Here is a 13628-nt window from a genome sequence, read left to right as displayed (position 1 = left end):
AAAAAGGAGGCGATACGATGGGATATGTAGAAGAATTACGAAAAATAGTTGGTCATCGCCCTTTAATTTTAGTTGGTGCTGTTGTACTCGTTATAAATGAACATGGAGATGTATTATTGCAACAACGAACAGAACCGTATGGAAAATGGGGGCTGCCTGGCGGGCTCATGGAGCTTGGTGAATCACCAGAAGAAACAGCTTACCGTGAAGTATATGAAGAGACAGGTATAGAAGTAAAGAACTTACGATTAATCAATGTGTTTTCTGGAGCGAACTACTTTACAAAATTAGCAAACGGTGATGAATTTCAATCTGTAACGACAGCTTATTATACGGATGAATACGAAGGACATTTTGTTATGAATAAAGAAGAGGCGGTTCAGCTTAAATTCTTTCCAGTAACGGAGCTACCTGACTATATTGTTGGATCGCATAAAAAAATGATTGTTGAATATATGAAAATTATGGAAATGAATATATAATAATGAAAGAAATATAAAAACACAGCTCTGGTCGGTAGTCCAGACGCATGATTTCATGTCAGTAACCTTCCCCTCCGGGATGTCCAATATTTCTAATTTTATTAAAGGAGGGGCTGTCAATGGATTTGACAGTATATCACGACGGTCAATTTTTTGTAGGAATTATTACGCATAAAGAAAAAGGGAAATTGTATGGAGCGAGGTATATTTTTGGAATGGAACCTTCAGACGAGGAAGTACTTATATTTGTGAATGGTCCAATGTTAGCATATTTCCAGCACGTTGCAAAATGTGGTGTGGACGTTAAAGAAAAACAGCGTCCAAAAAATATAAAACGTATCATACGAGAAGCGGCAAAAGAAGTAAATGTAAAACGTTTTACAAAGGCACAAGAAGCAATTAGTTTATCTTATGAACTGCATAAACAAGAACAGAAAGTGAAATCTAAAGAGAAACGGGAAGCTGAAAAGCAGAGAAAACGTTTTATAAAAGTACAAAAAGCAAAGCAAAAACATCGTGGTCATTGAGAAAAGGTGTTAGAGCAAGAGCTCTAACACCTTTTCTATGCTTAAATACAAGTAAACTTACTTGTATTTCATAAACATTAACTGGTAAGATACAAATAGGTAGATTTAGAGGAGGGAAAAGATTGATTAATTTTAACTTTTTTATGAATGATGTTGTTCGTCAAGCGCGTGAAGAGATCGTTTCTGCTGGATATACAGAATTAACGACACCAGAAGCAGTTGAAGAAGCGTTTAAAAGAAATGGTACAACACTTGTAATGGTAAACTCTGTATGTGGTTGTGCAGGTGGTATTGCTCGCCCTGCTGCTGCGCATTCCGTACATTATGATAAACGTCCTAACCATCTTGTAACGGTGTTTGCAGGTCAAGATAAAGAAGCAACAGCAAGAGCTCGTGAATATTTTGAAGGGTATCCACCTTCTTCTCCATCATTTGCTTTATTAAAAGATGGAAAAATTGTAACGATGGTAGAACGTCATGAAATTGAAGGTCATGAACCGATGCAAGTTATTGCGAAATTACAATCGTATTTTGAAGAGAATTGTGAAGAACTATAGATAAGTGAAAAGGCGGTACGCCCACGATTAAGTGGGTGTACCGCCTTTTTTTATTAATTATACAAAGCGATGGAATATACATCATCTTGTTTTATTATGCAGTTTTTTATGCATTAAGAATGCGTTATTTAATGTTATTTAATTTATTTTTATTTTATATATTGCATAAAAATAAAACTGCTGATACAATACAAACATCGAATAAATATTCTATTAAACTTTTAAATATACATTATTAGGGGGAAGAAAGATGAAGAAGTTATTATCGATATCGTTTGCACTTATTTTAATTGTAAGTATGTTTAGTGCGTGTAGTAATGGGGACGTAAAAGAAGAAAAAGGAAATAAGAAAGTACTTGTAATGGGAACTTCAGCAGACTATAAACCTTATGAATATGTAGAAGCTTCAAAGAGTGATGAAATTATTGGCTTTGACATTGATATTGCAAAGTATATCGGAAAAGAACTTGGGTATGAAGTGAAAGTGAAAGATATGGATTTTGGTGGTTTATTAGCGTCTCTTAGCTCAGGAAAAGTTGATTTTGTAATGGCAGGTATGACGCCAACGGCAGAGCGTAAAAATAATGTAGATTTTACAGATATATATTTTGTTGCGAAAAACATGATTGTTTCTAAAAAGGATTCTAACATTAAATCAGTAGAAGATTTAAAAGGGAAAAAAGTAGGGGTACAAACAGGATCTATTCAAGAAGAGAAGGCGGCGGAATTTAAAAAACAAGTTGATTTCAAAGCTGAGGGACGTGACCGTATACCAGAAATTGTACAAGAAATTAAAGCGGGTCGTTTTGATGCGGCGATTTTAGAAGATACAGTAGCGAAAAATTATTTAGAGAAAATGAAAGATTTACAAGGAATTGAAATTAAAGAAGCGCCAGAAGAAGTAGGAGCAGCAATTGCCCTTCCGAAAAACAGTGATAAAACAGCTGAATTTAATAAAGTGATTAAAAAAATGCAAGAAAACGGAGAAATGGATAAATTAGTGAAGAAGTGGTTTGGCAGCGGAAAATAAGCTGCCTTTCACTTTTCTGTGAAGGGAATGAAAAGAATGAACTTGGATTTTTCGGCGATTACGCCTTCGATACCGTATATATTAAAAGGGCTAGAAGTTACTTTGAAAATTGTAGCAGTATCAGCTTTAGCAGGATTTATTTTAGGAACGTTATTAGCACTTTGTAAGATTGCTAGAATACGAGCATTAAATATAGCGGCAGATCTTTATACATCAATTTTCCGTGGTACACCACTTGTATTGCAATTAATGATTATTTATTTTGGTGTCCCGCAAATAATTGGTTATGAGATACCGGCCTTTTTAGCGGCTGTACTAGCATTTAGTTTGAATTCAGGTGCATATATGTCAGAAGTCATCCGTGCCGGCATTCAAGCGGTTGATAAAGGACAAACTGAAGCAGCGATGGCTTTAGGAATTCCATATGGAAAAATGATGCGAAATATTATTTTTCCCCAAGCTTTAAAAAATATATTACCGGCACTTGTAAACGAGTTTGCGACGCTTACGAAAGAGTCGGCTGTAGTCACAGTAATAGGTGCGACGGATTTAATGCGCCGCGCTTACATTGTAGGCGGTGAAACGTTTAAATATCTTGAGCCGCTACTATTTGTTGGTCTGATCTACTATACGCTAGTCATTATTCTTACATTAGTCGGGAAGGCAATTGAAGGGAGAATGAAAAAAAGTGATTAAAATTGAAAACCTTCATAAATCATTCGGGAAAAACGAAGTATTAAAAGGCATTACAACAACGATTGAAAAAGGGGAAGTAGTTGCAATTATCGGACCGTCCGGATCAGGGAAATCAACATTTTTACGCTGTATGAATGTGTTAGAAGCACCGACAAATGGTCGTATTTGGATTGGAACGGAAGAAGTAACGAATCCGAAAACGAATATAATGCACGTTCGTGAAAATGTAGGAATGGTATTTCAGCATTTTCACCTATTCCCTCATATGACTGTATTAGAAAATATTACGTATGCTCCTATCAATGTAAAAGGAGTAACGAAACAAGAGGCTGAAAAGAAAGCCGAGAAACTTTTAGAAAAAGTAGGCTTGTTAAATAAAAAAGATACGTATCCGAATCGCCTTTCAGGGGGACAAAAGCAACGTGTAGCGATAGCGAGAGCTTTAGCGATGGAACCGGAAGTTATGCTGTTCGATGAACCAACATCAGCGCTAGACCCAGAGATGGTGAAAGAAGTGCTAGAAGTTATGAAATCATTAGTGACGACAGGAATGACGATGGCGATTGTTACGCATGAAATGGGATTTGCAAAAGAGGTGGCAGATCGCGTTCTTTTCTTAGACGGAGGAAACCTTGTAGAAGACAGTCCGCCAGCACAATTTTTTGCAGCACCAAAAAGTGAACGTGCGCAACAATTTTTACAAAAAATATTGTAATATGAAAAGGTTATGTGAATAATAAGTAGAAAAGGATGACAATGTGTCATCCTTTTTTTATACTAACTATAAATACGTTTATACATATAGGAGTAATGATATGTTTAAAATTGGATACCGTACAGTAAAAACAGCAATAGGGACAGGAGCGGCAGTTTTTATTGCTCAGTTATTAGGGTTAGAATTTTATAGTTCAGCAGGTATTTTAGTTATATTATGTGTACAAAATACGAAGCGTAAATCACTTCAAGTATCGGTACATCGATTTTTAGCTTGTGTATTATCAATGGTATTCGCATTTTGCATTTTTGAAACAATTGGCTATACCCCACTTGCAATTAGCGTATTATTACTTACATTTATTCCGACTGCAGTTATGTTGAAAATTCAAGAAGGCATCGTCACGAGTTCAGTTATTGTTATGCATCTATATTCATTGAAACACATTACATGGCTTATAGTTGGAAATGAAATTGCTATATTAACGATAGGAATTAGTGTGGCGTTATTAGTGAACATGTATATGCCAAGTAGTGAAAATAAGCTAAGAGAGTATCGGAATAAAATAGAAAGTAATTTTAAAACGATATTGTTTGAAATGGTTGTGTATTTACGAAATCGAGAAAGTAGTTGGAGCGGGGCAGAACTCATTGAAACCGAGAATATGCTAAATGAAGCAAGAGATTTATCTTTTAAGAAGCTTGAGAATGCATTTATGCGCGAAGATGATTATTACTATCGTTACTTTAATATGCGCATGCAACAATTCGAAATTTTAGAGCGAATGATACCATTGGCAGCCTCTTTATCGTGGACATATGAACAAGCTGATATGATTGCCGATGTTGTTGAAAATATTGGGAATGCAATTAGCCCTGAAAGTACAGGTGTTATTTCCTTAAGGCAGCTTCAAGAAATGAGAGAATTGTTTAGAGAAATGCCGTTACCAGTCACACGTGAAGAATTTGAAATACGTGCAAAACTTGTTCAACTTGTATATGAAATGGAGCAATATTTACTCATTAAAAGTCGCTTTAAGGGAAAGGATAATATAAAAGAACTTATATAGAAGGTAGGAATTATTTATGCCGTATCTTCTCTCTTTCATATTATGTCTTTCTTTATCGCCGATTTGGCCTCTTGGTGATAATCCACGTGCCGGAGATCCTTTCATTATTGTAAATAAAGCGACGAATAAACTAGCTTACATTGACGATGGGAAAATTCAAAAGATTTTTCCCGTAGCGACAGGAAAAACGAATGAATTAACCCCAGAAGGAACTTTTGATATTGTAATGAAAGCGAAGGACCCGTACTATATTGCAAAAGATATTCCAGGTGGTTCACCAAAAAATCCACTTGGATCAAGGTGGATTGGGTTTAATGCAAGAGGAACTGATGGGAGTAAATATGGAATACATGGAACAAACCAACCAAGTTCAATTGGAAAGTATATTTCACAAGGATGTATAAGAATGAAGAAAAACGATGTGGAATATTTATTTGATCGCATTCCAATTGGAACAAAAGTGTGGATTGTGAAGTCGAAAAAAACATTTCAGCAATTGGCAAAAGAAAAAGGTGCCATTGCATATGAAAAAGCCAACGCAAAGGTTGGCTTTTTCTTTTATCATAAGTTGTCTTGACATGTGTACATAACCATGCGTTAATGAAAATATAGAAAGATAAAGTGAAACTTTAATCAGTGCGAGGTTATTCCCCGTTAATGCGGGATAAAAATAGGTAAAGGGGTTGCTCATATGTACTTGAATCCAAAAATTTCGTATATGCAGTTTTTTATTGGCTTTCTATTTGTGATTACATTCATATTGGCAACTTTTAATATATGCTCTTACGTTGTAGCGATTGTATTGATGGCATTACTTAATCTTACTTTTGTTATTGGGGCGTTTCAACACAAACAGTACACGAGTTTTGTGATAGCGTTAGTAATGGCATTTTCCTTTAGTATTGTAGCGGTTGTGCTTTATATAAAATAAACCATCTCGATGTCGAGATGGTTTATTTTATTATGTGTAAAACGTAAAAAAAAGGACGAACACATCGCCCTTTTTACCAAAACATACTTGCGCCAGCAAGTAATGTTGTTACAAGCATAGAAATTAGCATGATATAAACCATAACTTTTTGAGCTTTTTTATGCATCGTTAAACCTCCTTGCAAATCAGTACACCTTCATTGTAACGAGAAATGAAACTGTGGACAAGGGGAGAGAAAGGACAAATTTCGGGAAGGGGTTGCAAAATATAACAGGAAATTTAAGTATGCATAGAGAATATATTAAAAGATAGATTGTGAGTTTTTGTTTTGCAAGCTGAGGAATGGAGATACGATGATGAAAATATATGAGACAGGCCGCTTACATTTAAGGGAAATCGATGAGTCGTATGCTGAAAAAATTCTTCAATATTACGACAGAAATCGTGAATTTTTAAAAGCTTGGGAAGAGTATAGACCGGAGGATTTTTTTACGTTAGATTATCAAAAGAAAAAGCTACAAAAGGATAGAAAAGAGTTTACAGAAGGTAAGATCATTAGGCTATGGATTTTTAAAAAAGGTGATGACACGAAAATAATTGGCTGTATTTCATTTAATTTAATCGTTCGTGGTATTTATCAATCTTGTGTACTCAGTTATAAATTAGATAAGGAAGAGTTAAATAAAGGTTATACGACAGAAGCGCTTAGAAAAGCAATTGCAGTTGCTTTTGAGGAATTTCATTTACATCGTATAGAAGCACCAATTATGCCGCGTAATTTAGCATCTATACAAGTAGTGACGAAAATAGGCTTCCAGTATGAGGGTGTATCTAGGAAGATGTTAATGGTAAATGGAGTGTGGGAAGATCATATGCGCTGGGTATTGTTAAATGAGTAATCGAAAGCAGATGGTTATCTAGACATATAAACCGTCTGTTTTTTGTCTTGTATTTCGAAACTTTTGCGGAATTCTGTTATAATTATTAGTGTTACATACATAATGGTAGTGCAGGAGGCGCAGTCTTATGATTAATCAAGAACGTTTAGTAAATGAATTTATGGAATTAGTACAAGTAGATTCTGAAACGAAATTTGAAGCAGAAATCTGCAAAGTATTAACAAAGAAATTTACAGATTTAGGTGTAGAAGTATTTGAAGATGACACAATGTCTGTAACTGGTCATGGTGCAGGTAACTTAATTTGTACTTTACCAGCAACAAAAGATGGCGTGGATACAATTTACTTTACTTCTCATATGGATACAGTAGTTCCTGGTAATGGAATTAAGCCTTCTATTAAAGATGGATATATCGTATCAGATGGTACTACAATTTTAGGTGCGGATGATAAAGCAGGATTAGCGTCAATGTTTGAAGCAATTCGTGTGTTAAAAGAGAAAAATATTCCTCATGGTAAAATTGAATTTATTATTACAGTTGGAGAAGAATCTGGACTTGTTGGTGCAAAAGCATTAGACCGTGAGCGCATTACAGCGAAATATGGTTACGCATTAGATAGCGATGGAAAAGTTGGTGAAATCGTTGTTGCAGCTCCAACACAAGCGAAAGTGAACGCAATTATTCGCGGGAAAACAGCTCATGCTGGTGTAGCACCAGAAAAAGGTGTATCTGCAATTACGATCGCAGCGAAAGCAATTGCGAAGATGCCACTTGGTCGTATTGATTCTGAAACGACTGCAAATATTGGACGTTTTGAAGGTGGTACACAAACAAATATCGTTTGTGATCATGTACAAATCTTTGCAGAGGCTCGTTCTTTAATCAACGAGAAAATGGAAGAACAAGTTGCGAAAATGAAAGAAGCATTTGAAACAACTGCAAAAGATATGGGTGGTCAAGCAGACGTTGAAATAAACGTTATGTACCCAGGATTTAAATTTGCTGATGGCGACCACGTTGTAGAAGTTGCAAAACGTGCAGCTGAAAAAATTGGTCGCACACCTTCTCTTCACCAAAGTGGTGGCGGAAGTGATGCAAACGTAATTGCAGGACACGGTATTCCAACAGTTAACTTAGCGGTTGGTTATGAAGAAATTCATACAACAAACGAGAAGATTCCTGTTGAAGAATTAGTGAAAACAGCAGAATTAGTTGTTGCAATTATTGAAGAAGTAGCGAAGTAATAAAATAAAAAAGACGTGTGAACCAATTATGGTTTACACGTCTTTTTTATTTTGATTCAACTGCTTTCACTAGGCGGATAAACCAATATAAGAAAATCCATGGCAGTATATAAGTTGTTACGATACTTAGTAAACGAGGGAGGAGTCCAGCTGTATTAATATTAAAAATGGGGAGTAGTAAGTAATTAATTAAGAGGATTAATATAATAATGAGAAAGGTAGAGTTAAGTTTACTATTAGATTTCATAATAAGTCACTCATTTTACAATAATATCCATATTTCGTATTAAGTATAGCAAAAATAAGGATAAAAAGAATAAGTAATTATTATATTGTACATGAATTTGGTATAATGAAGGAACAAATGTTCTTTTGAGGGGGGAGTACTATGCGAGAAATGTATCCGAAAAATGGCCGTGTTATTTTACATGTGGATATGAATTGTTTTTTCGCATCTGTTGAAATTGCTCATGATTCATCATTACAAGGAAAGCCATTAGCGGTTGCTGGAAATGAAAAAGAGAGAAAAGGAATTATTATAACGTGTAGTTATGAGGCGAGAGAATATGGAATACGTACGACGATGCCTCTTTGGGAAGCGAAAAGGTTATGCCCACAATTAGTTGTAAGGCATCCAAATTTTACATTATATCGTGAAGCTTCATTTCAAATGTTTCAAATCCTTTCCCGTTTTACAGAAAAGATACAACCAGTCTCTATAGATGAAGGATATTTAGATATTACAGATTGCTATGCACTCGGTTCGCCTCTTGAAATAGCAAAGATGATTCAACAAGCGTTGTTAACAGAGTTACAGCTTCCGTGTAGTATTGGAATTGCTCCAAATCTTTTTCTAGCAAAGACCGCTTCAGATATGAAAAAGCCACTTGGTATTACTGTACTTCGAAAACGTGATATTCCAGAATTGATTTGGCCACTTCCAGTTGGAGCCATGCATGGAATTGGTGAGAAAACAGCTGAAAAATTAAATGATATTCATATACAGACAATTGAACAATTGGCAAAGGGAGACGAGCATATCATTCGCGCTAAAATTGGAAAGCACGGTGTTGATTTACAAAGGCGTGCAAAAGGTATGGATGATAGAGAAGTTGATCCGAGTCAAATGGGACAGCATAAAAGTGTCGGTAATTCGACGACCTTTTCAAAGGATATGGATGAAGAGAAAGAGTTACTTGATATGTTAGAACGTTTATCAAAATCAGTGAGTAAAAGATTACAAAAGCGAACTCTTGTCAGCTATAATATTCAAATTATGATTAAATACCATGATAGGCGAACGGTAACACGGAGTAAGCAATTGAAAAATGCAATTTGGGAAGAACGCGATATTTTTCAAGCAGCATCCCGTTTATGGAAGCAACATTGGGACGGTGATTCCGTTCGTTTATTAGGTGTTACAGCTACTGAAATAGAGTGGAAGACAGAATCGGTGAAACAATTAGATTTGTTTTCATTTGAAGAGGATGCGAAAAAAGAACCACTACTTGCTGTCATTGATCAAATTAATGATAAGTATGGAACACCGCTTTTACAACGAGGTAGTCAACTACTACGTAAGCAAGAGAAGTCGTTTCAACAAAAGTTAGAAAATAAGTTTATGTAGAAGGTGTCATGAAGTAGTAAATAGCATGACACCTTTCATATTTAACTTGCTTCTAAATCTAAAGAAGTCCTCCACCCAGCAGCAGTAACGCCAGATTCTAATAACATTCTACTTACTATTTTTTCAATTAAGATAGCCGCATTTGTCTTGCAATGTAATGTAGCCTGTATACAGACTTTTTGCTTAGAATCTACATCTTCACTATATAACTCTTTTAAACCGAGACCTTCTGTACTTACCATGTGCATGAGTAAAAAACGAATATGTGCTTCATTTTCTTCGGAACAAGTAAGAGAAAGGAAGTAGTTTGTTTGTTCAGGTGATTCTTCTTTTGATTTTTTATTCATAAAGAGAGCGATCGGGCGAAGTAGTATATTTGCTAGTAAAACGCCGGCTGCACCTAATATAGCTGCAAGGAGAAAACCAGCGCCTGTAAGAGTACCGACAGCAGCAGCACACCATAAAGTAGCCGCAGTATTTAATCCTCTAATACTAAAACCGTCACGGATAATCACACCGCCTCCTAAAAAGCCAATCCCACTAACAACTTGAGCAGCAATACGTGAGGGGCTAGCATCATGATCAAGCATGACGGATAATAAAACAAATATACAGGCACCAAGTGATACGAGAGCATTTGTCCGTAAACCGGCCATCCGGTGTCTCCATTGCCTTTCCATTCCGATGCAAGCACCTATAATAATTGCGATAAATAATCTTAATACAATGTCATACCATACCATCATGGTCACCTCCATACATATAAGTACGTGTGATGTTTTTAAGAATGAGTGGGGAGTACCACTCATTCTCGTTTTTATCCCGCTATTTGCGGGCAGTAAGACCCCCACTGATTAAAGTTTCACTTTATAACCAGCTATGAAACTTTTTAATATAAACTTTTTTCAGGAATTGTGTTAAGAAAGCATAGCCTAATAGTATTCCTACTAGCCAAGGGAAATAGCTAAGTGGTAATGCTTGTAAACCAACAGCCGCACCAAGTGGTGAGAATGGAATATAAATTCCGATTGCCATAATACAAGCGGTTAATAACAGTACCGGTGCTGATGCAGTACTTTGAATGAATGGAATCTTCTGTGTTCTTATCATGTGAACGATTAAAGTTTGTGTGAGCAGTCCAACGACAAACCAACCAGATTGGAATAATGATTGTTCGCTAGGTGTATTTGCACCGAAGACATTCCACATGACTACGTATGTGATAATATCAAATATGGAACTAATTGGGCCGATACAAATAATGAAGTTCCGTAAGTTTGCAGTATCCCATTTTCTCGGTTTTTCTAAAAATTCTTTATCCATTTTGTCCCATGGAATAGACAGCTGTGAAATATCGTAAAGCAAGTTTTGAATTAAAAGGTGAATGGCAAGCATCGGTAAAAAGGGAATGAAAGCACTGGCCACTAACACACTAAATACATTTCCAAAGTTAGAGCTAGCCGTCATTTTAATATATTTTAAAATATTTCCGAACGTAGTGCGTCCTTCTAAAATACCCGCTTCTAATATAGTTAAACTTTTTTCAAGTAGAATAATATCGGAAGACTCTTTTGCGATATCAGTTGCAGTATCAACAGATATTCCAACGTCAGCATCACGTAATGCTACGGCATCGTTAATACCATCCCCCATATAACCTACTGTATGACCGTTCCCTTGTAAGGCACGAATAATGCGAGATTTTTGCATTGGATTTATTTTTGCGAACACTGTTGTTTCTTCGGCTAGTTTTGCTAATGCTTTATCTGGTAAAGAATCGATCTCGTAGCCAAGGATAGGCTCACCAATATCCAATCCAACTTCTTTACAAACTTTTTTTGTAACAATTTCATTATCACCAGTTAAAATTTTTACTTGTACACCATGTTTCTGTAATGCTTGAATAGCAACAGATGCAGATGGTTTCGGTGGATCTAAAAAGCCAATATATCCAGCGAGAATCATATTAGTTTCATCTTTTACCGCGTACTCTTTATCATTTATTTTTCTATTTTTTTTATAAGCTACAGCAATTACACGCATACCTTCGCCATTCAATGTCTCACTTAGTTGTTTGACATTTGAGCGCATTTCCTCGGTAAGTTGAACAATCTTTTCGTTTGATTCAGTGTAGTTACAAATGGATAAAATTTCTTCCACGGCACCTTTACAAACCATTGTATGTTCACCTGAGATGTCTTTGACGATGACGGACATGCGACGGCGGGCAAAATCAAATGGAATTTCATCTAGTTTTTGAAACGTTGAAGGGTCGAACGTTTGTTTTTCTTCTGTATGCTCAATAACAGCTTTATCTATTAAATTTTTCAATCCAGTTTGATAGAAGCTATTTAAATATGCAAACTGTAATACACGATTGCATGGATTACCAGTAGGATCTAAATGTCTAACAAGAACAACTTTATCCTCTGTCAATGTCCCAGTTTTATCTGTACAAAGAATGTTCATCGCGCCTAAGTTTTGAATAGAATTTAGCTGTTTTACAATAACTTTTTGCTTAGACATGTTCACAGCACCTTTAGCTAAATTAGCAGTTACAATCATTGGTAACATTTCAGGTGTAAGACCAACTGCAATAGCGATAGCGAAGAAGAAAGCTTCTTGCCAATCACCTTTTGTGAATCCATTAATGAGAAGGACAATGGGCGCCATAATAAGCATGAATGTAATTAAGAGCCAGCTTACTTTGTTTACACCTTTATCAAAGCTTGTTTCTGCGCGCTTCCCGATTACTTTATTCGCTAAAGAGCCGAAATACGTATCGGTACTTGTTGAAACGACAACAGCTTTTGCGCTACCACTTACAATATTCGTACCCATAAAGCAAAGGTTTTCCATATCGAGTGGATTGAAATTTTTTTTCATATTTTTTGGTAAGATATGCTTGTTTTCTGTATGGTAGCAGTTTTCGTATTTTTCTACAGGAAGTGCTTCCCCGGTTAATGAAGACTGATTAACAAATAAATCTTTAGCCGATAAAATACGCACATCAGCTGGAACGATGTCACCGGCTGAAAGTGAAATAATATCGCCAGGTACAAGTTCTTCAATTGGAATTTCTATTGTATAATTTCGATTTAAATTCGTTACGTTTTTTGTTTCGTGTACAAATCCATCTATTCTAAAGACGCTCGCGGTTGTTCGAACCATCGCCTTTAATTTATCCGCGGCTTTTTGAGAGCGGAATTCTTGTAAAAAGCGAATCGTTGAACTTAGAAGTACCATTACAGATACGACAATTGTTCCTTGCATGTCATCTGTGAAAAAAGAGAGCGCTCCAAGAGCTAATAAAACAAAAATAAATGGATTTTTAAATGCCAGCAGAAATTGAATGTACCACGGCAATGTTTTATTATGAGCAATTTCGTTCGGACCATATAAAGAAAGTCTACGGGACGCTTCTTGTTTAGAGAGTCCATTTTCTGTAGTTTCTAGAAGTTTTAATGCAGAGTTTATATCTTGTGTTGCAACTTCCACTAATACTTTGTTATTTGTTTGCATGCTATCTTGATCGTAAGCATGCTTTGTTTCTTGTCTTTGAAAATTAAACATCGGTAGTTCCTCCTTTGTCATGAAGGAGGAAACAAACTGTTACTCGACTATTTAAAATTAGGAGGAACAGCTTCTTTCCTACCTACATGATGAAATATTAACGTAAAACATATGGGTATCTGGGCCGAATCATCACTTGCCACTGTTCCTCACCTCCGTCCAATTTAATAGTTTCTGAATATGCTATGTTTGTTTCATAGTCAGGTGCATAAAGACATAAAAAAGACCTTTACTCACAACGAGTAAAGGTCTGAATTCACAGTTAAAAAACGTCCA

The 13628-nt window shown here is 35.8% G+C and carries 16 protein-coding genes; 12 read left to right on the top strand and 4 right to left on the bottom strand.

Translation table 11 applies throughout. The features are described from left to right. Positions 1–17: 17 nt before the first annotated feature. From MHB70_RS19115 to MHB70_RS19075, 9 genes are all read left to right on the top strand, one after another. On the top strand, positions 18–482 hold the full coding sequence (locus MHB70_RS19115; protein WP_000542539.1) for an NUDIX hydrolase: 465 nt from the start codon (positions 18–20) through the stop codon (positions 480–482). Positions 483–601: 119 nt separating this feature from the next. Beyond that, a complete protein-coding gene (locus tag MHB70_RS19110) occupies positions 602–1009 on the top strand; it encodes a YjdF family protein (RefSeq protein WP_061529593.1) in 408 nt (135 codons plus the stop codon). A 143-nt stretch (positions 1010–1152) separates the two neighbouring features. Next, a complete protein-coding gene (locus MHB70_RS19105) occupies positions 1153–1566 on the top strand; it encodes a BrxA/BrxB family bacilliredoxin (RefSeq protein ID WP_001979317.1) in 414 nt (137 codons plus the stop codon). Positions 1567–1816: 250 nt separating this feature from the next. Then, a complete protein-coding gene (locus tag MHB70_RS19100; RefSeq protein WP_000735464.1) occupies positions 1817–2596 on the top strand; it encodes a transporter substrate-binding domain-containing protein in 780 nt (259 codons plus the stop codon). Between the two features lie 36 nt (positions 2597–2632). Further along, positions 2633–3292, top strand: coding sequence for an amino acid ABC transporter permease (locus MHB70_RS19095; protein WP_001046918.1), 660 nt, complete (start codon positions 2633–2635; stop codon positions 3290–3292). After that, a complete protein-coding gene (locus MHB70_RS19090; protein ID WP_000590222.1) occupies positions 3285–4007 on the top strand; it encodes an amino acid ABC transporter ATP-binding protein in 723 nt (240 codons plus the stop codon). Before MHB70_RS19095 ends, MHB70_RS19090 begins: the two co-directional genes overlap by 8 nt. A 100-nt stretch (positions 4008–4107) precedes the next feature. Then, on the top strand, positions 4108–5076 hold the full coding sequence (locus tag MHB70_RS19085) for an aromatic acid exporter family protein (protein WP_000472694.1): 969 nt from the start codon (positions 4108–4110) through the stop codon (positions 5074–5076). 16 nt (positions 5077–5092) lie between these two features. Beyond that, the gene (locus MHB70_RS19080) at positions 5093–5653 is read left to right on the top strand and encodes a L,D-transpeptidase (RefSeq protein WP_001146537.1); all 561 of its coding nucleotides are present in this window, start codon (positions 5093–5095) and stop codon (positions 5651–5653) included. A gap of 114 nt (positions 5654–5767) precedes the next feature. Next, positions 5768–6007 carry a DUF3894 domain-containing protein gene (locus tag MHB70_RS19075; RefSeq protein WP_000281158.1) on the top strand — a complete coding sequence of 80 codons (240 nt, stop codon included), beginning with the start codon at positions 5768–5770 and terminating at the stop codon, positions 6005–6007. A 73-nt stretch (positions 6008–6080) separates the two neighbouring features. Here the strand turns inward: MHB70_RS19075 and prli42 are convergent, their stop codons facing one another. Beyond that, complete coding sequence (prli42, locus tag MHB70_RS19070; protein ID WP_000549039.1) at positions 6081–6173, bottom strand: stressosome-associated protein Prli42; 93 nt, start codon at positions 6171–6173, stop codon at positions 6081–6083. 187 nt (positions 6174–6360) lie between these two features. On the opposite strand from prli42, the gene MHB70_RS19065 reads away from it, so the two are divergent. Both MHB70_RS19065 and MHB70_RS19060 read left to right on the top strand, forming a co-directional pair. Beyond that, complete coding sequence (locus tag MHB70_RS19065; RefSeq protein ID WP_002044843.1) at positions 6361–6906, top strand: GNAT family N-acetyltransferase; 546 nt, start codon at positions 6361–6363, stop codon at positions 6904–6906. A gap of 127 nt (positions 6907–7033) precedes the next feature. Then, complete coding sequence (locus tag MHB70_RS19060; protein ID WP_000609821.1) at positions 7034–8152, top strand: tripeptidase T; 1119 nt, start codon at positions 7034–7036, stop codon at positions 8150–8152. A 46-nt stretch (positions 8153–8198) separates the two neighbouring features. Here MHB70_RS19060 and MHB70_RS19055 read toward each other — a convergent pair whose 3' ends face one another. Further along, on the bottom strand, positions 8199–8399 hold the full coding sequence (locus MHB70_RS19055) for a hypothetical protein (RefSeq protein WP_002093303.1): 201 nt from the start codon (positions 8397–8399) through the stop codon (positions 8199–8201). Between the two features lie 141 nt (positions 8400–8540). Between MHB70_RS19055 and MHB70_RS19050 the strand changes: the two genes are divergently transcribed. Then, a complete protein-coding gene (locus MHB70_RS19050) occupies positions 8541–9779 on the top strand; it encodes a DNA polymerase IV (protein WP_001208869.1) in 1239 nt (412 codons plus the stop codon). Between the two features lie 41 nt (positions 9780–9820). Here MHB70_RS19050 and MHB70_RS19045 read toward each other — a convergent pair whose 3' ends face one another. Next, positions 9821–10522 (bottom strand): MgtC/SapB family protein, encoded by a 702-nt coding sequence (locus MHB70_RS19045; RefSeq protein WP_000262352.1) that lies wholly within the window; start codon positions 10520–10522, stop codon positions 9821–9823. Positions 10523–10646: 124 nt separating this feature from the next. Next, positions 10647–13352, bottom strand: a complete 2706-nt coding sequence (gene mgtA / locus MHB70_RS19040; RefSeq protein ID WP_000481707.1) for a magnesium-translocating P-type ATPase — start codon at positions 13350–13352, stop codon at positions 10647–10649. Positions 13353–13628 lie beyond the last annotated feature (276 nt).

Source organism: Bacillus sp. FSL M7-1020 (genome assembly GCF_038050415.1).
In the GTDB taxonomy this organism is placed as follows: domain Bacteria; phylum Bacillota; class Bacilli; order Bacillales; family Bacillaceae_G; genus Bacillus_A; species Bacillus_A toyonensis.
The sequence above is the reverse complement of the archived record's forward strand: the minus strand, read 5'-3'. Positions and strand labels throughout refer to the sequence as shown.